A 19,926-nucleotide genomic window follows, 5' to 3' on the forward strand; every position below is an offset into this window, starting at 1 on the left:
AGCGCGACAGCGCGCAATTCGGAATGCCCCCGGCCGGTGCTCGGCTCGGGGGCATTTTCCGTGCACGGTGCGTCAGACTAGCCTTTGTAGGTCTCGCGGTCCTCCCGGAACGCCGTGGCCGAGGCGTACTCGTGGACTTCGGTGATGAGGCTGAGCTGCCCGTGCGCAGCATCAATCAGCGCCTCAAACACCCCAGCGTCGATGCCCAGGTGCTCCGCATTATCAAGCAGGACCTCCCATCCGCCGATCTTGCCCACGACGGCAGAGCGCATCATTTCCGCCTCCAGCAGCAGCGCCATGGGAGAGCGCTGCGCCACCCGGCCGTTCGGCTTGAGCCGGCCAAACCGCTCCCCTGCCCAGGCAAGAGCTCCCTGCGCCGGTTTGGGGTTGAAACCGAACTTGCGCGTCAGAATTTCGAGGAAGTCCCGGTCAGCTCGGATCTCACGGGCCACGCGGGCGATCTGGGCAAACACCGGTGTGTCCTGGTAGTTCATCGTCATCTTGTCGAGGCGCTCTACCGCCCCGCGTGCGCCGGTGAGGTGGTTGGCTAGGTAGTGCTCCAGAAGCTCCAGATCAACCTCACTCGACGGGGAGGCGGTCTCCTGCGCCATCTGTGCGGTCTCCCCGGCGGTCACCCCGAGCTGCGGCAGAACCTTGTCGGTGGAATCCTCGGCCCACAGGCTCGGTGAATTATGGCCGGAGCCGTTGATCATGGCGTCGATTAGTTCGCGCACCGTGTCTTTCGCGCTGCGCGTCGGCTGCCAACCGAGTTCGTGCTTCGCCCGGGAGTTGTCCATCATGGGCACGCCCATTGCCATATCGATCCACCCCGCATCGGCCGGAAGCGCCCCGGCGCGGTGGGCAGCTGTGGCCGCCGCGCGCACGACGGCCGGAGGCAGCTCAACGAAACGACCGTGATCGATCAGGTTCGCGAAGTCCTTCGGGTAGAGGATGTCATCGGCGCAGATATTAAATGCGCCGGTAGCCCGCTTCTTCGCCGCCAGCAGGTACGCCTGGGCGATGTCGTCCGCGTGAACGGCCTGGGCGCGGATGCCCTTCGGAAGCAAAAGCGCGGGCAGCTTTGCTTTCCGCAGCACTCCCACCGGGGCCGCGGAACCAAGGAAGAAGCGCTGGACCTCGGAAGCGGCGTCGGCCTGGAAGATCAGGCCGGGGCGCAGCCTGGCGACAGTGATGTCCGGGTGGGTGGTTTCGAAGGCGTCAAGAAGTGCCTCGACAGCGCCCTTGTCCTCGCTGTAGTGCGATCCCTCAATGCCTCGCGCCGGGAAGTCCTCTCCGCGCAGCGGCGGGGTGTCCTGCGCGTCCTGCACGCTGCCGCGGGCGTCGTCACTGTTATAGGCCCCGATCGAAGAGGCGACAACGATGTGCTTCACCCCAGCGGCTGCCGCAGCGTCGAGCACACGCTCGGTGCCTTCGACGTTGACTCGGCGCAGCAGCTCGCGGTCGTGGTTGGGGTAGATGATCCAGGCCAGGTGGATAACGGTGTCGACCCCGGTAAATGCGTCCTGCAATTGCGCAGTGGCCTCAATTTCAGGTGTTGCGGCCCCCACATCAATACTGTGCCACTCCACTCCCGCGTAGGGCTCCTGCTTCGATGAGGGTACGCGCCGGGAGATTCCGACGATATCGGTGACTTCACTGTCCTTGTGTAGTGTGCGCAGCAGGGCCGTACCAACGTTGCCCGATGCGCCGGTGATGGCGATCTTCATGGTGAATGCTCCAATTCGTAAACGATGGTTTATGTTTCGCTATCCAGTGAACACTAATTCGACCGCGCGCGCGGCCCTTGAGTTAGCGACATCCGTGCTGCGGTGACAAAATCGGCGTTCATCGTGCGGATTCTGTCACTTTCCCCAGGTCACATTTTGTGTCGTGCTGATTTTGTCACTACCACCCGGCTGCCCGAGCCGGGGCAGAGGAACCCAGCGCCCGCGCACCTCAACCCGGCTCCCCGCTATGACATAAAACACACTCCGCCCCGATGTGCAGGGTTTTCTATAATCCGTTAGGTATATGGATTGCGCAACAGCCCTGCGACAGTGTTTTCTATAGCTTGACAGAACTGCACAATCGAGAGTGAGGTGACCAGCGTTGAGCCTGAACCGAGTCGGCCTGTACAACCCGGCCCACGAGCACGACGCCTGTGGCGTCGGCTTCGTGGCCGATATGAAGGGCCGCGCCAGCCGTGCGATCGTCGAACACGGCCTCGATGTTCTTGAGAACATCGACCACCGAGGTGCTGCAGGCGCGGAAGTAAACACCGGCGACGGTACCGGCATCATGATCAACATCCCGGACGCGTTCTACCGAGAGGTCACTGCCAACCTCGGCTTCACGCTTCCGGAGCCGGGCCACTACGCCACCGGCATCGCCTTCATGCCCACCACGCGCATGGCCATGCTCGACGCGATGCGTGCGGTGGAGACCATCGCAGATGAAGAGGGCGCACAACTGCTCGGCTGGCGCGATATCCCTGTAAACTCTGAGGGTGTCGGAAACATGGCACTAGACGCCATGCCCTGCTTCCTCCAGCCCTTCTTCACTGCGGAGGGCAAGTCCGGCATTGAGCTGGACCGCATCATGTGGTTCCTGCGCAAGCGCCTGACCCGCGAACTCGGTGAGACCGAAGGGCGCGATACCGTCTACTTCCCGTCGCTGTCCTCGCGCACCATCGTCTACAAAGGCATGCTCACCGCCTCGCAGCTGCCCACCTTCTACCCGGACCTGTGCGACGAGCGCGTCGTATCCGCGCTGGCACTCGTCCACTCGAGGTTCTCCACCAACACCTTCCCGTCGTGGCCGCTGGCCCACCCCTACCGCCTGATCGCGCACAACGGCGAGATCAACACGGTCAAGGGCAACGAAAACTGGATGCGCGCCCGCGAGGCGCTGATCAACTCTGAGGTCCTCGGACCGCTGGAGCGCGTCCTTCCGATCTGCACCCCCGGCGCCTCCGACACCGCGCGTCTCGACGAAGCCCTCGAGCTACTCACCCTGGGCGGATACAGCCTGCCCCACGCGATGGCCATGCTCATCCCGCAAGCTTGGGAGCACAACCCCACGATCTCGGACGAGCTGCGCGACTTCTACGCCTACCATTCCTGCCTCATGGAGCCCTGGGACGGCCCGGCGGCGGTCGCGTTCACCGACTCCCGCTACATCGGCGCGCTGCTCGACCGCAATGGGCTGCGCCCGGGCCGCATCTGGGTCACCGACGACGACCTGGTCATCATGGCCTCGGAGGCCGGTGTGGTGGATATTCCGGCAGAAAAGATCGTCAAGCGCACGCGCGTGCGCCCCGGCCGGATGTTCCTGGTGGACACCGAGGCTGGCCGGATCGTCCCGGATGAGGAGATCAAGCACGCGCTGGCCACTAAGGCGCCCTATGGCGAGTGGATTGAGCAGAACTTCACCCCGCTCAAGGACCTCCCTCAGACCCGCGCCAGCTACATGAAGCACGATCGCGCCGTGTTGCGCCAGCGCGTGTTCGGCATCACCGAGGAAGACGTCGATGTCCTGATCAAGCCGATGGCACTGACCGGTGCCGAGGCGCTCGGCTCCATGGGTTCCGACACCCCGATCGCGGCGCTCTCGCAGCGCCCGCGCCTGCTGTTCGACTTCTTCGCGCAGCGCTTTGCGCAGGTCACCAATCCGCCGTTGGATTCCATCCGCGAGAAGCCCGTGACCTCGATGCACACGCTGCTCGGCCCCCAGTCCGACGTGCTCAACCCCGGGCCCGAGGCAGCCGCCCGCATCCAGCTGGACTCCCCGATCATCGACAACCACGCGTTTACCACCCTGGTGCACGCCAACGACGACGGGAAGTTCCCGCACTTCTCCTCCCGCGTCATTTCGGGCCTGTACCCGAAGGCGCACCACGGCAAGGGGATGAAGGAGGCCATCGACCGTGTGCGCCGCGAGGTCTCCGAGGCAGTCCACGACGGCATCGGCCTGATCATCATTTCCGATCGCGAGTCGGATGAGCGCTTCGCGCCGATTCCGTCGCTGCTGCTCACCTCGGCGGTGCACCAGCACATGGTCGCCGAGCGCACCCGGACGCGCGCCTCGCTGGTGATCGAATCCGGCGACGCCCGTGAGGTCCACCACCTGGCGATGCTCATCGCCTTCGGTGCCGACGCGATCAACCCGTACATGGCCTTCGAAACCATCGACGAGCTGCGCATGGACGGCCAGCTTGGTGACCTCTCGCTCGATGAGGCGTGCACGAACTACGTCAAGGCCGCCACCACCGGCGTACTCAAAGTGATGTCGAAGATGGGCATCGCCACCGTGGCCAGCTACCGCGGCGCGCGCCTGGCGGACATCACCGGCTTGAGCCAGGAGCTTCTCGACGACTACTTCGGCGCCGAGCCCTCCCCCATCGGCGGCATCGGGCTTGCCGACGTCGCAGCTGACGTCGAGGCCCGCCACCGCCACGCATTCCTACCGCGGCCCGAGGAAAACGCTCACCGCGACCTAGAGATCGGCGGCGAGTATAAGTGGCGCCGCGAGGGCGAGTACCACCTGTTTAACCCGGAGACCGTGTTCAAGCTCCAGCACGCGACCAAGACCGGACAGTACGCGATCTTCAAGGACTACACCCGCACCGTCGACGAGCAGTCCGAGCGCCTGGCCACCCTGCGAGGCATGATGGAGTTCGTCTCCGATCGCCCCTCGATCCCGATCGACGAGGTCGAGCCGGCCAGCGAGATTGTGAAGCGCTTCTCCACCGGCGCGATGTCCTACGGCTCCATCTCGGCCGAGGCCCATGAGGTTCTGGCGATTGCGATGAACCGCCTGGGTGCGAAGTCCAACTCCGGCGAGGGCGGCGAAGACCCGGCCCGTTTCGAGTACGAGCCTAACGGCGACTGGAAGCGCTCGGCGATCAAGCAGGTTGCCTCCGGCCGCTTCGGTGTGACCAGCCACTACCTGTCCAACTGCACCGACATCCAGATCAAGATGGCACAGGGAGCCAAGCCGGGCGAGGGTGGCCAGCTCCCGCCGAACAAGGTCTACCCGTGGATCGCCGAGGTACGCATCACCACACCGGGCGTGGGCCTGATCTCCCCGCCACCGCACCACGACATCTACTCCATCGAGGACCTCGCGCAGCTGATCTTCGACCTCAAGTCGGTCAACCCGGACGCGCGCATCCACGTCAAGCTCGTGGCCGAACAGGGCGTGGGCACGGTGGCGGCCGGTGTGTCGAAGGCGCACGCGGATGTCGTGCTCATCTCCGGCCACGACGGAGGCACCGGCGCCTCCCCGTTGACCAGCCTCAAGCACGCCGGCGGCCCCTGGGAGCTGGGTCTTGCCGAGGCCCAGCAGACCCTGCTGCTCAACGGCCTGCGCGACCGCATCACCGTCCAGGCCGATGGCCAGCTCAAGACTGGCCGCGACGTGATGGTCGCCGCACTCCTCGGCGCCGAGGAGTACGGCTTCGCCACCGCCCCGCTCGTTGTCGAGGGCTGCATCATGATGCGCGTGTGCCACCTCGACACCTGCCCGGTGGGCATCGCCACGCAGAACCCCGACCTGCGCAAGAAGTTCACCGGCCGGGCGGAGCACGTGGTCAACTTCTTCATGTTCATCGCCGAAGAGATCCGCGAGTACCTGGCCGAACTCGGCTACCGCTCGATCGACGAGGTGATCGGCCGCGCGGACCTGCTGCGCCAGCGCACGGACCGCGAGTTCGTGGAGAATAACCCGCGTGCGGCCCAGCTCGATCTCTCCCCGATCTTCTCCACTGCGCGTTCCAAGTTTTTCCCGGACCAGGCTCGCAAGTGCACCACCGCACAGAACCACTTCCTCGACGACGTGCTCGACCACACCATCGTCGCCGACGCGGCTCCCGCCTGCGCCGGTAGCGGCCGTGCCGTGGAGGAGTCTTACCCGATCCGCAACACTAACCGCAGCGTCGGGGCTCTCTCAGGTGGCGTCGTCACGCGCGCCAGCGGTGCTAACGGGCTTGACGACGACGCCGTCACCTTGACTTTTACGGGTTGCGCCGGCAACTCCTTCGGCGCGTTCGTGCCCCACGGAATGACACTGGACCTGGTCGGTGAGGCCAATGACTTCGTGGGCAAGGGCCTATCCGGTGGGCGCATCATCGTACGCCCGACCGCTGACGCCCCCCAGCAGCTGGATTTGGGCGAGCCGGACATCATTGCCGGCAACGTCACCGGCTTCGGCGCCACCTCCGGCGAGCTGTTCATCGCGGGCGTGGCCGGCGAGCGCTTCTGCGTGCGCAACTCCGGCGCCACGGCCGTGGTCCACGGAATCGGCAACCACGGCTGCGAGTACATGACCGGCGGACGCGTCGTCGTCCTCGGCGAGATCGGCGACAACTTCGGAGCCGGCATGTCCGGTGGCATCGCCTACCTCGCGCCGATCGACGACGAGGCCACCCTGGCCCGCAAGGTCAACCCCGGACAGGTGGACATCTCCGGTGTGGATGAGGAGGACATCGAGTTCCTCACCCGCATCTTCGCCGACCACGAGCGCTACACCGGCGCACAGGTCCCGTACGCACCGCAGGACATGATAAAGATCATGCCGCGCGACTACCGCAAAGTTCTCGACATCATTGACCTCGCGCGCCGGACCGGCCGCGACGAGGCCGAGGCAATCATGGAGGCAGTGAGATAATGGCCGACCCACAAGGATTTATGCGCTACCCGCGCGAGGAAGCAAAGCACCGCCCCGTTCCGCTGCGTCTGATGGACTACCGCGAGGTCTACGAGCAGACGAGCGAGAAGCACGACAAGGAACAGGCAGCCCGGTGCATGGACTGCGGCATCCCCTTCTGCCACGAAGGGTGCCCGCTCGGCAACATCATCCCCGAGTGGAACGACCTGGTCCGCCAGGGCCGGTGGCAGGAGGCCTATGACCGGCTGCACGCCACCAACAACTTCCCGGACTTCACCGGCCGTCTGTGCCCGGCTCCCTGCGAGGGTGCCTGCGTGCTGGGCATCAACGACGACCCGGTCTCGATCAAGCACATCGAGCAGAAGATCGTCGACGTCGCCTTCGAGAATGACTGGGTCGAGCCGATCCAGGCCAGCTTTGACACGGGACGCTCCGTTGCCGTGGTTGGATCGGGCCCGGCGGGCCTCGCCGCGGCGCAGCAGCTGACCCGGGCGGGCCACCGCGTGACGGTCTACGAGCGCGACGACCGCCTCGGCGGGTTGATGCGCTACGGCGTGCCCGAGTACAAGATGGAGAAAAAGCACATCGACCGGCGCATCGAGCAGATGCGCGCCGAGGGCACCGAGTTCAAGGTGAGCACCTCCCCCTCGGCCGCCGACCTCGCCGGCTTCAACGCGATCGTGCTGGCCACGGGTACCCCGGTTGCCCGCGACCTGCCCGTCGACGGCCGCGAGCTCGAGGGCATCCACCTCGCGATGGAGTACCTCACCGCCGCGAACAAGTTCTGCGAGGGCGACACCGACGCCCCGACCATCGACGCGCGCGGCAAGCGCGTCGTCATCATCGGCGGCGGCGACACGGGCACCGACTGCTTCGGTACCGCACTGCGCCAAGGCGCGGCCAGCGTCACGCAGTTCGACATCCGTCCGCGCGCACCGAAGCTGCGCGGCGCGTCGACCCCGTGGCCGATGTACCCGCTGATGTACCGCACCGCCACCGCCCACGAAGAGGGCGAGTACATCGTCACCGGTGATGAGTCGGCCGCTGAGATCGAGCAGCTCGGGCTCGCCCGCCGCGGCGCCGGCGACACCCTGGGCGAGCGCCTCTTCTCGGTCAACACCGTCAGCTTCCATGGCACCGACGGCAAAGTCGAGTCCATCGGCGGCAACGAAGTGCGCGTCATCGACGGCCGCCGGACCCCGGTCGAGGGCACCGACTTCGAGATCGAGGCCGATCTCGTGCTCATTGCTCTGGGCTTCACCGGCTCCCAGGCCAGCGGCCTCAACGCCGAGCTCGGCATCGTGATCGACGATCGCGGCCGCATGACCCGGGACGGCTCCTACCGCGCCGCGCGTACGGTGGAGCACGGGCCGAAGGTCTACATCGCCGGCGACAACGGGCGCGGCCAGTCGCTGATCGTGTGGGCGATCGCGGAAGGCCGGGCGGCCGCAGCCGCGGTCGATGCGGACCTCATGGGCGAGACCGCGCTGCCTGCGCCGGTCGAGCCGACCAAGGCACCCATCGGGATCTAGGAAAAATGCGTACACCTTCGGCTGAGTTTTCTCTCAAGGCTTAGTCGAGGGTGACGTACAACTCACTTCTCGCGTTCCTGTCGATACATCGACAGATATTTACTAGAATAGCGCTAGGCACAACAGCGGGCCCGCTACGAACTCCCCGCAGCCGAAACAGCCTCTAACAGCAAGGAGACTCAAGTGGCTTTCACTAACACCGACGACGTCGTCAAGTACATCAAGGATGAGGGAATCGAATTCCTCGACATCCGCTTTACCGACGTCCCTGGCACAGAGCACCATTTCACCCTGCCCGCATCCGCCTTCGACGAGGAGGCAGCGAAGGCCGGAATGGCGTTCGACGGCTCCTCCATCCGAGGCTTCACCACCATCGACGAGTCGGACATGGTCCTGCTCCCGGACCCCACCACCGCGCACCGCGACCCGTTCCGCGACGTGCCGACGTTGAACATGAAGTTCTTCGTCCACGACCCGTTCACCTACGAGCCGTTCTCCCGCGACCCGCGCAACGTGGCGAAGAAGGCCGAGGAGTACCTCGCCTCCACCGGCATCGCTGACTCCGCGTCCTTCGGCATGGAGGCCGAGTTCTTCATCTTCGACAAGGTGTCCTACGCCGCTGAGGCGAACACGTCCTTCTACCACGTCGATTCCGACGAGGGCTGGTGGAACCGCGGCAACGAGAACATGCTCGACGGCTCCCCGAACCTGGGCAACCCCACTCGCAACAAGGGCGGCTACTTCCCTAACACCCCAGTGGACAAGACCCAGGAGGTACGCGACGCGATCGTGAAGAACCTGCAGCTGGTCGGCTTCGATGTGGAACGCTTCCACCACGAGGTTGCTTCCGGGGGCCAGAACGAGATCAACTACCGCTTCGACACGCTCCTGCATGCCGCGGATGACCTCCAGACGTTCAAGTACATCGTCAAGAACACCTGCCACCAGTACGGCAAGGTTGCCACCTTCATGCCGAAGCCCCTGGCTGGCGACAACGGCTCCGGCATGCACGCCCACCAGTCCCTGTGGAAGGGCGGGAACCCGCTGTTCTACGACGAGTCCGGCTACGGCGGGCTGTCCGACATCGCCCGCTACTACATCGGTGGCCTGCTGCATCACGCACCTGCAGTGCTCGCGTTCACCAACCCGACGCTGAACTCCTACCACCGCCTGGTCCCGGGCTTCGAGGCCCCGATCAACCTGGTCTACTCCCAGCGCAACCGCTCCGCCGCGGTCCGCATCCCGATCACCGGTGCCAACCCGAAGGCCAAGCGCATCGAGTTCCGTGCACCGGACCCCTCGGGCAACCCGTACTTCGGCCTCGCCGCCATGCTCATGGCCGGCATCGACGGCATCAAGAACCGCATCGAGCCTCACGCCCCGGTGGACAAGGACCTCTACGAGCTCCCGCCGGAGGAGGCCGCCACGATCCCGCAGGCACCGACCTCTTTGGAAGGCGTCATCGAGGCCCTGCGCCAAGACCACGACTTCCTCACCGAGGGCGACGTGTTCCCTGAGGACCTTATCGATACCTACATCAACTACAAGATCGTCAACGAGATCGCGCCGAACCGCCTGCGCCCGACCCCGCTCGAGTTCGAGATGTACTTCGACTGTTAAAACGCACGCCTCGCTTGTCGACGCCCAATTAAGCGCCCCGAAGATTTCTACCGGGGCGCTTGCGCGTTCGAAGATGCACCGGGCAGAGTCGTGTGAGAACGTCGCGAGGAGTTCATGAATCCTGCGTCGACTATGCATTTGACCTGCTCACCTGCGCCCAGAGTGCACAGGACTCCTCCGGCAAGTTTCTCGAGATTGTTAACTCGGGAATCCAACGCACTATCAGGCTGTCCGCCTACAGCGCGTCGCCCTCTCCCGAAACTCGGTTTCAGACGCTCGTCCATGAGTCCGCTCACGTCATGGTCGGCCATCTCGGGCCAATAGATGTCGACGACTCAGGGGTGGAAAAGGATCCGGATGGTCGAAGCTGAGACAGCCGCTGACATTGAGCGAGTGAACCGCTAACGCGACGCTCTCGGTATTGACACCTGCTGGACACGGGCAATGTCCCTGGCATTTGTTTACGGAGGTGGCCCGCGGGATTGTGAAGCTCTTCGGGGGTTACTCGGTTATCCCCGCCAAACGAAAAAAGGTTACTCCGCACCGCTGCCCAGCGTAACCTCACGCGCATTCGTAGCCGACGATCATTCCTTCTTACTCGCGAAACTCCCCACGACGCTACGCTGGTTGGTTATGAATGGCATCCAGAAGGCCCTCGCCCCAGTTTTCGCCACCGCGGGCGCTCTCCACTTTATTAAACCGCAGCCTTTTGACAGCATCGTACCGCCACAGTTGCCGGGCAGCGCGCGGAGCTACACCTACGCGTCCGGCGTTGCGGAACTGGCGACGGCCGCGCTGCTGGCCACCAAGCGCACCCGGAAGGCCGGCGGTTTCGCCGCCGCGGCACTGCTTACCGCCGTGTGGCCCGCGAATGTGTACATGGCGCAGCTGTGGCGAAAAAAGCCGTGGTACTTGCAAATTGTCAGCATTGGGCGAGTCCCGCTGCAGATCCCGTTGATCCGAGCGGCGTGGGGGATCTACAAGGGCCGGTCCTAGTGGTTTCGGCTGAGCACTTGCGTGAAGGGATCGTCGATAAGCTTGCTGCTCGCGCCGCAGAGTCCTCTCTCTGCCCGTCCGAAGTGGCGCGCGATCTCGGCGACGACTCCTGGCGTGATGTGATGCCAGCAGTGCGCGAAGCAGCCGCTCAGCTCGCTCTTCGCGGTGTCGTCGTGGCCACTCAGGGCGACACGGTGGTCCAGGCCGATGCCGCGAAAGGGCCGATTCGGATCCGCCGCGGACCGCAGTGGAGTACGCCTGTTGCTCCGTAGCCGTGGAAAAGGGACGTGGTTTGGCGAATCCTGCGCCTCTTCCCTATGCCCCAATGGCCTTCGTCGAGCCGGGCAACGGAGTTGCTGGCACGAAGTCGGCGGGGTGGGCCGAGCTGAGAAGCTCCCGGAGCTCGTCCCGAAGCTTGTTCACGATCGGCCCCCGCGGCTGCTCCCACTGCTTGCAGCGGCGAGCCGCCACCGCGGCGCGATCGGCGAGCTCGTTGAGTGGGTTGCCGGCGTGGCCGCGCACCCAGCTGACGCGAACCGTGACCCCGGATGCGCGCACCCTGTCGAGCTCCGCCATGGCGCGTCGCTCGTAGTCCTGCGCGACAGGGCGGCGCGAGGGTGAATTGATAATCCGCGCCACCGTCAGCGAATCGGTCACGAGATCGAGCTCACGCGCGTCCAGGCAGTACCGGACCTGCTCCAAGATCATGTGCACCGCCGCGAACTCCCCTTCCAGCACGGTTGTTGCGGAGGTGACGCGGCTGAGCACCTCGCACTTCGTGCCGCTCGCGCCCACGGCGGCGATACCGACCAATCTTCCGGACTTTCCCTTCGAGGCGTCGGTTGCGTAGACGTAATGGGCGGCGCGTTCGGGCATGTGTGCCTCAACCGGCCCGTGCAGGTCCAGTGAGTGGGCCCGGCTGCACGCTTCCCATGTCGCTTTCAGAGCGGGGCCGGTAACTACGTCGCGGACCTCAAGACCGGGGTAGGCATCGGGGATGTCTCGAAGCAGGCGGCGAATCGTGGGGTCGGAGATGTACACGATCATGCCGTCGCACTGGTGCTTCCACGTTTCACTGACTGCGTCGACAAGCCAGTTCAAGACCTCGAACGACGAGGAGACCAACTGCCGGTTGGCGTGCACTATTTCGCCGTTAACGGCGGCGGTAATAACGAGCGTGTCCGCGCAGGAGGAGAGGTGGGCTGTGTGGTGGATAACTGCGGTGGGTTTCGCGGGAGTGGTCATGGCGATGACACTAAAGCGCCGCCGCGACATCGCCCCGTGACTGCTTCGAACCCCCTTTTGAACCTCCCCCGGGGCGTACACCTACCAGCTACGCAGCGCGAACAACAATGACGGAATCTTCCCACACGCCGGGCTGGCCCTCGGGACCGGCCGCTTCGCGCTCGACGGTGTCGGCGCGCTCCACGACCCAACTATTCGGGTCGAGCTCAAGCGCGGCGAGATCTTCGTCGGGTGTATAGAACGTCGAAGGCCCGCGCCCGGTGCCCGCAAGCCACGCCGGAGGCTTCGCGTGCGCGAGGATCACCATGCGGCCTCCCGGGGTGAGGTAGCGCGAAATTTCCCGCAGAATCGACGCACGCTCTAGCCGGACGGGAGATTGCTAGAAACTCGCGGTGATCAAGTCATAGCGTTGCCCGCTCGGCGGGCGCCACGTGGTGAGGTCATCCGCAATAAACCGCGCGCGGTCTTGGCACCCGGCTGCCTCCGCGAGCTTGCGAGCGCGCTCGACGGCGACCGCAGACAGCTCCACACCAGTGGCGAACCAGCCACGCTGCGCGAGCCAGCACACGTCACCGCCTTCTCCTGACCCGAGATCAAGCGCGCTGCCTAGGTCGAGCGGTTCAACCACGGCACCCAGAGCCGCGTTGACCCGCCCGGACCACACGCTGCTGGCGGACGCGTAGCGCGCATCCCAAAACTCGCGTGGATCATCCGTCGGGGTGACATTGTGATCTTTGTTGTCCATGCCTGCCATGTTTACCTTGAATCGATGTGACCAAGATCTTTACCCCGCGAAACAATTTGTGCGCCGCGGCGATATAGTCCATTAGGCACTGCGGTCGGGCGGCATGGAATCCACCTGCGCTGGCCCGTGAGCCGCAGACACAACCGACAACAAAACTGACAGTTAGACTAAGGCATTATGAGTTCAACGAAACCGGATTTGACCACGACCGCGGGCCGTCTCCACGACCTTCGCAACCGCCTGGAGGAAGCGCAGGCGCCGGTCGGCCGTGACGCGATTGAGAAGGTCCACGCCGCGGGCCAGTCCACCGCCCGCGAGCGGGTGGAAAAGCTGCTGGATCCCGGTAGCTTCGTTGAAACGGACGCGCTGGCCCGCCACCGCGTCGAGGCCTACAAGATGGATCGCACCAAGCCCGCCACCGACGGCGTGGTCACGGGCTACGGGCTTATCGACGGCCGCCGGGTCTGCGTGTTCTCCCAAGACCCCACCATCTTCGACGGAGCGCTCGGCGAGGTGACCGCGGAGAAGATCCTCAAGATCTACGACCTGGCTACTAAGACGGGCGTGCCGCTGGTCGGGATTTACGATTCCGCAGGCCCGCGCATGGCCGAGGGCATTGTCGCCGGCGCGATGCAAGCCAAGATCCTGCGCGCCGCCACCGCCGCCTCGGGCCTGATCCCCCAGATCGCTGTGGTGGCTGGGCCGACGTCGTCTCTGGCGTCGATTAGCGTGCCGCTCGCGGACCTGGCGATCATGGTTGATCGCGCAACCCTGCACCTTGTGGATCCGGAGATTGTGACCAAGGTGTCCGGAACCGAGGCCACCGCGCAATCCATCGGCGGGGCGACCGTCCACGCCGCGACGACGGGGCTGGCGCAGCTGACCACGTCCACCGATGAGGACGCGGTGCAGCTCGCCCGCGACGTCATCGGGTTCCTGCCGACGAACAACCGCGCCGCCTCCCCCGTCGGCGACAACCCGCAGCCTGGCGAAACGGACCTCGACGCCTTCATGCCCGACGACGAGAGCGCGGCCTACGACGTGCTCGACATCATCGCGGCAATCACCGACGGCGATTTCCTCGAGCTGGGCGCCGCGCACGCCGACAACATCGTGACCGGTTTCGCCCGCGTCGGCGGCCGCGCGGTGGGCATCGTGGCCAACCAGCCGTCCGTCCTCGCGGGCTGCCTCACCAACGACGCCGCCATCAAGGCCGCGCGCTTTATCCGCACCTGCGATGCGTTCAACTTGCCACTGGTCCTCCTCGTGGACTCGCCGGGCTTCGTGCCCTCGATCGAGGAAGAAAAGTCCGGCGTGATCACGCGCGCCGCGTCCCTGGCGTACGCCTTCGCCGAGGCCCAGGTGGGCACGATCACCGTGGTCACACGCAAGGCCATCGGCCCCTCGTACACGCTCATGGGCGCCAAGGACCTCGGTGCTGACCTCGTCTTCGCCTGGCCCACGGCGCAAATCGCGCTTGCCGACGCCCCCACCGCCGCCGCGGCCCTCGCCACGGACGCGGAGACCTACGCCGCGGAGAACCTCAACCCCTACGTGGCCACCGAGCGCGGCCTGGTCGACGCGGTCATCGAGCCGTCTACCACCCGCGCCCGTATCCTCGAAGGCCTGCGCCTGCTTGAGCGCAAGGTGGTTTACCCGCCCGCCAAGAAGCACGGCAACATCCCGCTGTAAAAGGAGACTTTCTCGATGGACATCACCGTGATCAAGGGCAACCCCACGGACGACGAGCTCACCGCGCTGACGATGGTGCTCGCGGACCTGCAGGCCGCAGCCACCAACGCCCAGAACCCGGGCGAGCGCAATCTGTGGGGCAGCCACGGCACCCCGCTGCACCCCCGCCCCCTGTTTAACCCGGGCGCGTTTTCCAACGTCACCTACTTCTGATGCGACTCGTTCTCGCCTCCCAGTCGCCGTCGCGGCGGATGCTGCTGGAAAACGCAGGCGTGCGCCCCGTGATCCACCCGGCGCACATCGATGAGGACGCGCTGCTTGCCGCCTCCACCGCCGGGCCTGCCGACACCGTCACCGCCCTCGCCCGCGCGAAAGCGGCAGCGGTCGCGTCCCAGTACCCCGGCGACGTGATCATCGGCTGCGATTCCATGCTGCTTCTCGACGGCCAGCTCCAAGGCAAACCCCACTCGATTGAGGCCACGGTTGCGCGGTGGCGCGCCCAGCGCGGCAAAACCGCCCAGTTGATTACCGGCCACGCCGTGCACTACCAGGGCCAATGGGTGACAGAGAGCGTTGCCACCACCATCGCCTTCGGCCAGGTCTCGGATGCCGATATCGAGGCCTACGCGCGCTCGGGCGAGCCGCTCGAGTGCGCCGGGGCCTTTACCCTGGAGGCCCTGGGCAGCTGGTTCATCGACTCCATCGAGGGCGATCCCTCGAGCGTGATTGGCCTGTCCATGCCGCTGCTGCGCCGCGCCCTGTACTCCTTCGGGCTGTCCGCGTCGCAGTTCTGGGCTGGGAAATAGGCCGACGCGCTGGGCAACCGTCGCCGGACACCACGCCGCGGCGGGGCCGACTGCGCAATGTGGGCTCGGCGGCTTGTCGCGGCCTGGGGTTTTGCCGTTACGTCACGCCAGATTGCGCAGTCCAAACTATGCGGACGTGGGCTTAAGCATGCAGCGCACCCTCCTTCATGCCCACCCACGTCTGGCAACCACTCGGGTAGCCTGACAGCCATGGAAATCAACGACATGCTTGCCCCGCCGCCCGTCCACCTGCCCGAGGACCCCGCAGACAACCTCGACCTGCTCGACCGCGAGACCGCGCTGTCGCATCCGGAGTCGCCGGCGGTGTGGGCTGCCCGTGCCGCCGTCGAACTCACGGACGGCGACGTGCTCATCGCCTACGCTTACGCGCGCACCGGCTACCACCGCTCGCTGGATCGGCTTCGCGCCAACGGCTGGAAGGGGTGGGGCCCGGTGCCCGCCAGCCACGCCCCGAACCGCGGGGTGCTCAAGGCGATCGCCATGCTGGCGTTGGCCTCCGAAGCAATTGGCGACACCGACGAGTACGACCGGTGCCGCCAGATGCTCAGCGACGCTGATCCGGGAAGCGTCGATAAGCTGCTGTAAAGCTCTTACTTACGCGGAGTGCTTCTCCTCCACGCGCTTGATGGCTTCCTCAGCCACTAGGTCCTGGATGCCCATGTGCAGCTCGGAGGTGAAGCCGACGCAGGAGCAGTTGATCTCGCCGAGGACGTAGGTGTCCTTGCCACTGTGATCGTCGTCGGCAAGCATGAAGTCGGCGGTCCAGATCAGCGGGATGTTGTCGCCGCCGAGCTTCTCCGCGATCACCGGACGGGCTGCGGCGAACATGTCGACGAGTTCCTGCCACTCCTCCGGCTTGTTGTAGGTGTACTTCGCGCCGGAGAACAAGGTTGCGGAGAACGCGTCGCCACCCTCAGCCGGCTTCTTGTGCACGACGAAGACCGGGTGCGGGCCAACGAGCAGGATGCGGATTTCGCCCTCGACGATGCGCGGCAGGAAGCGCATGTCCACGAGCATGCCGTTGTCGCCGACGATGTACTGGTCACAGAAGTCCATGAACTCGCCCAGCTCGCGCTCCTCAGTGTGGTTGTCCACGGCCTCGGTGCACTTGAGCTTGGTGTCGAGCGGCAGCGCGGTGCCCGGCTCAATGGAGGCGGCCAGGTCCTTGTCGGCGAGGCGCACGCGCCAGATGCCGGAGCCGGTGGAGCCGCGGTTCTGCTTCAGCACGCGCTCGCCGTAGGACAGGGAGACCGGGAAGGTCTTGTGGAAGTCCTCCACGTTGTAGTAGGCGGCGGTGTCAGAGGGGACCAGGTCGGTGTCGTTGAGCTTGACCAGCGCGTCCTTAGCGCCGTAGGAGATCATCTCCTCCGGGGTGGACATGCCCACCAGGCCGGCGTCGGAGAGGCGGGACAGAAGCTCGAAGTAGCCCTTCTCACCGCCCGGGATGTTGCCGGGGTTGACGCGGGAGATGTAAGCGTCGAAATTCTCGGAAACGTAGGTGAACAGGTCCTCGGTCCACTCGGGGCGGAAGAAGACGACCTCGGCGTTCCAGCCCTTTTCCTTAATCGAGTTGACGATGGGCATGGTGTCTTTGCGGTGGCCGTCGATGTACTTGTCGGAACCGCCTTCGACCTCGAAAACGACGATTGCTTTGTGCATTGCGAACTCTCCTGACGCATGGGTGTTTACGACTTTGACGATATGTGTAAAATGCCCGTTACGCTGGGCAAGCTTGTCCGCAAGTGACAAACGTCACATTGCAGGGGGTGGCGCCGGGACCGTCGGCGACGCGGGTATGGTGGAACCCTGATACGAACGCGCCCGAGGAAAGGTACCGCATGGGCATCGAGCATGACCCGCACCCGCTGTTCCAAGAGTTCGCCCACCCCGAAAAGTTCGTCTCCGCCGCGTGGCTGTCCGCGCGCCTCGGCGTCGACGGGCTGAAAGTCGTCGAGTCCGACGAGGACGCCTTCCTGTACGACATCGGCCACATCCCTGGTGCGCTGCGCATCGATTGGCGCCGCGACCTCAACGACCCCGTGCGCCGCGACTTCATCGACGGCGCCGCCTTCGCCGAGCTGATGGGCTCGCGCGGCATCTCGCGCGAGGACACCGTCGTCGTTTACGGCGACAGCGCCAACTGGTGGGCCTCCTACACCGCGTGGATCTTCGAGCTCTTCGGCCACCCCGATGTCCGGCTTCTCGACGGCGGCCGCGACGCCTGGATGGGCGAAGAACGCGACACCTCCTTCGCCGTGCCGAGCTACCCCGCGGTCACCTACCCCGTGGTCGAGCGCGACGACTCTAAGATCCGGACCTTCGTCGCCGGCGTGCGTGAATCGCCCTCGCTGCAGCTTATCGACGCCCGCACGCCCGACGAGTTCTCCGGCACCGCGAACGTTGGCTCCGCATCGTGTCTGCGCAGCGGGCACATCCCGGGCGCGGTCAACATCCCGTGGGGCGAAGCCGTCCACCCCAACGCGCGCTTTAAGTGCCGCGCGGACATCGAGGCAGCGTACGCGCAGTTCGACCCCGAAGAAGAAACGGTGACCTACTGCAACCTCGGGGCCGCCGCGGCGCACACGTGGTACACGCTGCGCCACGCGCTCGGGTTTGAGCACGCATCGTTATATGACGGCTCGTGGGCGGAGTGGGGCAACCTCGTCGGGGTTCCGATCGCCCGCGACGAGGCGTAGGGCAGAAAGTTCGCTAGAGCTAAATTCTCTATAATGGGCGCAGGTTGTAACATTCAAGCGCGCGTTGTGGCTATACCTAGTTGAACAGCTATTGCCTATTACGTTTATAAATTCGCAGTAAGGACGGAATCGAACTCGTGTCTCAGTTGAAGAAGGTACTCGTCGCCAACCGCGGTGAAATTGCCGTCCGCGTCATTCGCGCGGCCAAGGACGCTGGCATTGCGTCCGTCGCCGTCTACGCCGGCCCGGACGCAGCAGCTCCGTTCGTCGGCATGGCCGACGAGGCTTTCGCGATCGGTGGCAACACCGCCGCCGAGTCCTACCTAGACATTGACAAGATCCTCAAGGCGGCGGCCGATTCCGGCGCCGATTCCATCCACCCGGGCTACGGCTTCCTGTCGGAGAACGCAGAGTTCGCCCGCCGCGTGATCGACGCCGGCTTGACCTGGATCGGCCCCTCCCCCGAGTCGATTGCCGCCCTGGGCGACAAGGTCACCGCCCGCCACATCGCCCAGGCCGCCGACGCCCCCATGGCCCCGGGCACCAAGGACCCCGTCGCCGACGCGGACGAAGTCCTCGCGTTTGCCGACGAGCACGGCCTGCCGGTGGCCATCAAGGCCGCGTTCGGTGGCGGCGGCCGCGGCATGAAGGTCGCCTACACCCGCGAGGAAATCCCCGAGCTGTTCGCCTCCGCGACGCGCGAGGCCGTCGCCGCCTTCGGCCGCGGCGAGTGCTTCGTCGAGCGCTACCTGGACAAGGCGCGCCACGTCGAGGCGCAGGTGCTGGCGGACCAGCACGGCAATGTGGTGGTCGTCGGCACGCGCGATTGCTCGTTGCAGCGCCGCTTTCAGAAGCTCGTCGAAGAGGCGCCCGCGCCGTTTTTGACCGATGAGCAGCGCGAACGCATCCACTCCTCCGCCAAGGCTATCTGCCGCGAGGCGGGTTACTACGGCGCCGGCACCGTCGAGTACCTCGTGGGCTCTGACGGCCTGATCTCGTTTTTGGAGGTCAACACGCGCCTGCAGGTCGAGCACCCCGTCACCGAGGTCACCGCTGGTATCGACCTGGTGCGCGAGCAGTTCCGCATCGCGCAGGGTGAGAAGCTGCGCCTGAGCGAGGACCCCGCCCCGCGCGGCCACGCGATCGAGTTCCGCATCAACGGCGAGGACCCGGCCGCGAACTTCATGCCGGCTCCGGGCACCATCACCGAGTACGCCGAGCCCTCCGGCCCGGGCGTGCGCGTCGACTCCGGCGTGCGCACCGGTTCGGTCGTCGGCGGGCAGTTCGATTCCATGCTGGCCAAGCTCATCGTTTACGGCGAGACCCGCGACGAGGCCATCGAGCGCGCCAAGCGCGCGCTGTCCGAGTACACGGTCACAGGTCTGCCCACCGTCATCCCCTTCCACAAGGCAGTGCTTGACGACGCCGCGTTTACCGGCAACGGCGAATCCTTCGACGTCTACACCCGCTGGATCGAAGAGGAGTGGGACAACCAGATCCCGCCGTACGAGGATTCCGACACAGACGCAGATGCCGACGACGCCGAGCCGAAGCGCACCTTCTCCGTGGAGGTCAACGGCCGCCGCATCGAGGTCGCTCTGCCCCACTCCCTGATCCTCGGCGGCGGACCGCGCCGCAAGACGAAGAAGCGCCGCGCCTCCGGCACCAAGGTCGCCACGTCTGGCGACGCTGTCGCGGCACCGATGCAGGGAACCGTGATCAAGGTCAACGTCTCGGAGGGTGACGAGGTCGCCGAGGGCGATGTCGTACTCATCCTCGAAGCAATGAAGATGGAAAACCCGGTTAAGGCCCACAAGTCCGGTACCGTCGCGGGCCTGGCCGCGCTCGAGGGCGGCCAGGTCAACAAGGGCGCTGTGCTGATGGAGCTGAAATAGGCACTAGGGTTG

The 19,926-nt window shown here is 65.4% G+C and carries 16 protein-coding genes; 11 read left to right on the plus strand and 5 right to left on the minus strand.

The window, feature by feature from the left end; genetic code table 11:
- Positions 1-77: 77 nt before the first annotated feature.
- Positions 78-1,727 (minus strand): NAD-dependent epimerase/dehydratase family protein, encoded by a 1,650-nt coding sequence (locus E3227_RS01710; protein WP_144317354.1) that lies wholly within the window; start codon positions 1,725-1,727, stop codon positions 78-80.
- A 388-nt stretch (positions 1,728-2,115) separates the two neighbouring features.
- Here E3227_RS01710 and gltB point away from each other — a divergent pair, with 388 nt between their 5' ends.
- The 5 genes from gltB to E3227_RS01735 all read left to right on the plus strand — a co-directional run bounded on the left by gltB (position 2,116) and on the right by E3227_RS01735 (position 11,086).
- Entirely contained in the window at positions 2,116-6,666 is a 4,551-nt protein-coding gene (gene gltB, locus E3227_RS01715; protein WP_136650922.1) for a glutamate synthase large subunit, read from the plus strand.
- On the plus strand, positions 6,666-8,198 hold the full coding sequence (locus E3227_RS01720; protein WP_144317355.1) for a glutamate synthase subunit beta: 1,533 nt from the start codon (positions 6,666-6,668) through the stop codon (positions 8,196-8,198). Before gltB ends, E3227_RS01720 begins: the two co-directional genes overlap by 1 nt.
- A gap of 183 nt (positions 8,199-8,381) precedes the next feature.
- Positions 8,382-9,818: a type I glutamate--ammonia ligase gene (gene glnA / locus E3227_RS01725; RefSeq protein ID WP_136650903.1), complete on the plus strand. Its 1,437-nt coding sequence runs from the start codon at positions 8,382-8,384 to the stop codon at positions 9,816-9,818.
- Positions 9,819-10,451: 633 nt separating this feature from the next.
- Entirely contained in the window at positions 10,452-10,814 is a 363-nt protein-coding gene (locus tag E3227_RS01730; RefSeq protein ID WP_144317356.1) for a DoxX family protein, read from the plus strand.
- Positions 10,815-10,831: 17 nt separating this feature from the next.
- Positions 10,832-11,086: a DUF3253 domain-containing protein gene (locus E3227_RS01735; protein WP_220184845.1), complete on the plus strand. Its 255-nt coding sequence runs from the start codon at positions 10,832-10,834 to the stop codon at positions 11,084-11,086.
- A 43-nt stretch (positions 11,087-11,129) separates the two neighbouring features.
- On the opposite strand, the gene E3227_RS01740 is transcribed toward E3227_RS01735, so the two are convergent.
- From E3227_RS01740 to E3227_RS11610, 3 genes are all read right to left on the minus strand, one after another.
- Complete coding sequence (locus E3227_RS01740) at positions 11,130-12,059, minus strand: RNase H family protein (RefSeq protein WP_170228607.1); 930 nt, start codon at positions 12,057-12,059, stop codon at positions 11,130-11,132.
- An 88-nt stretch (positions 12,060-12,147) separates the two neighbouring features.
- Positions 12,148-12,366 carry a hypothetical protein gene (locus E3227_RS11605; RefSeq protein WP_211346239.1) on the minus strand — a complete coding sequence of 73 codons (219 nt, stop codon included), beginning with the start codon at positions 12,364-12,366 and terminating at the stop codon, positions 12,148-12,150.
- Between the two features lie 72 nt (positions 12,367-12,438).
- Positions 12,439-12,804, minus strand: a complete 366-nt coding sequence (locus tag E3227_RS11610) for an SAM-dependent methyltransferase (protein ID WP_211346240.1) — start codon at positions 12,802-12,804, stop codon at positions 12,439-12,441.
- Between the two features lie 177 nt (positions 12,805-12,981).
- On the opposite strand from E3227_RS11610, the gene E3227_RS01750 reads away from it, so the two are divergent.
- The 4 genes from E3227_RS01750 (at position 12,982) to E3227_RS01765 (ending at position 15,908) form a co-directional block, all read left to right on the plus strand.
- Complete coding sequence (locus tag E3227_RS01750) at positions 12,982-14,496, plus strand: acyl-CoA carboxylase subunit beta (RefSeq protein ID WP_144317359.1); 1,515 nt, start codon at positions 12,982-12,984, stop codon at positions 14,494-14,496.
- A gap of 15 nt (positions 14,497-14,511) precedes the next feature.
- Positions 14,512-14,709, plus strand: a complete 198-nt coding sequence (locus E3227_RS01755) for an acyl-CoA carboxylase subunit epsilon (protein WP_136650896.1) — start codon at positions 14,512-14,514, stop codon at positions 14,707-14,709.
- Positions 14,709-15,302 (plus strand): Maf family protein, encoded by a 594-nt coding sequence (locus tag E3227_RS01760; protein ID WP_144317360.1) that lies wholly within the window; start codon positions 14,709-14,711, stop codon positions 15,300-15,302. The genes E3227_RS01755 and E3227_RS01760 overlap by 1 nt, the downstream gene beginning before the upstream one ends.
- Positions 15,303-15,512: 210 nt before the next feature.
- A complete protein-coding gene (locus E3227_RS01765) occupies positions 15,513-15,908 on the plus strand; it encodes a DUF3151 domain-containing protein (protein ID WP_144317361.1) in 396 nt (131 codons plus the stop codon).
- Positions 15,909-15,917: 9 nt separating this feature from the next.
- Here E3227_RS01765 and E3227_RS01770 read toward each other — a convergent pair whose 3' ends face one another.
- On the minus strand, positions 15,918-16,982 hold the full coding sequence (locus E3227_RS01770) for a Cj0069 family protein (RefSeq protein WP_144317362.1): 1,065 nt from the start codon (positions 16,980-16,982) through the stop codon (positions 15,918-15,920).
- 179 nt (positions 16,983-17,161) lie between these two features.
- Here E3227_RS01770 and E3227_RS01775 point away from each other — a divergent pair, with 179 nt between their 5' ends.
- Positions 17,162-18,019 (plus strand): sulfurtransferase, encoded by an 858-nt coding sequence (locus E3227_RS01775; RefSeq protein WP_144317363.1) that lies wholly within the window; start codon positions 17,162-17,164, stop codon positions 18,017-18,019.
- A 137-nt stretch (positions 18,020-18,156) separates the two neighbouring features.
- Positions 18,157-19,914, plus strand: coding sequence for an acetyl/propionyl/methylcrotonyl-CoA carboxylase subunit alpha (locus tag E3227_RS01780; RefSeq protein ID WP_186365381.1), 1,758 nt, complete (start codon positions 18,157-18,159; stop codon positions 19,912-19,914).
- Positions 19,915-19,926: the final 12 nt, after the last annotated feature.

The organism is Corynebacterium sanguinis (assembly GCF_007641235.1).
GTDB classification, from domain to species: domain Bacteria; phylum Actinomycetota; class Actinomycetes; order Mycobacteriales; family Mycobacteriaceae; genus Corynebacterium; species Corynebacterium sanguinis.

Bases quoted from the DNA above. Each gene is read 5' to 3' on its own strand.
- E3227_RS01770 (WP_144317362.1), bottom strand. From the start codon at position 16,982: ATGCACAAAGCAATCGTCGTTTTCGAGGTCGAAGGCGGTTCCGACAAG.
- E3227_RS01765 (WP_144317361.1), top strand. From the start codon at position 15,513: ATGGAAATCAACGACATGCTTGCCCCGCCGCCCGTCCACCTGCCCGAG.
- E3227_RS11605 (WP_211346239.1), bottom strand. From the start codon at position 12,366: ATGGTGATCCTCGCGCACGCGAAGCCTCCGGCGTGGCTTGCGGGCACC.
- E3227_RS01740 (WP_170228607.1), bottom strand. From the start codon at position 12,059: ATGACCACTCCCGCGAAACCCACCGCAGTTATCCACCACACAGCCCAC.
- E3227_RS01750 (WP_144317359.1), top strand. From the start codon at position 12,982: ATGAGTTCAACGAAACCGGATTTGACCACGACCGCGGGCCGTCTCCAC.
- E3227_RS01730 (WP_144317356.1), top strand. From the start codon at position 10,452: ATGAATGGCATCCAGAAGGCCCTCGCCCCAGTTTTCGCCACCGCGGGC.
- E3227_RS01720 (WP_144317355.1), top strand. From the start codon at position 6,666: ATGGCCGACCCACAAGGATTTATGCGCTACCCGCGCGAGGAAGCAAAG.
- E3227_RS01760 (WP_144317360.1), top strand. From the start codon at position 14,709: ATGCGACTCGTTCTCGCCTCCCAGTCGCCGTCGCGGCGGATGCTGCTG.
- E3227_RS11610 (WP_211346240.1), bottom strand. From the start codon at position 12,804: ATGGACAACAAAGATCACAATGTCACCCCGACGGATGATCCACGCGAG.
- E3227_RS01775 (WP_144317363.1), top strand. From the start codon at position 17,162: ATGGGCATCGAGCATGACCCGCACCCGCTGTTCCAAGAGTTCGCCCAC.
- E3227_RS01755 (WP_136650896.1), top strand. From the start codon at position 14,512: ATGGACATCACCGTGATCAAGGGCAACCCCACGGACGACGAGCTCACC.
- E3227_RS01710 (WP_144317354.1), bottom strand. From the start codon at position 1,727: ATGAAGATCGCCATCACCGGCGCATCGGGCAACGTTGGTACGGCCCTG.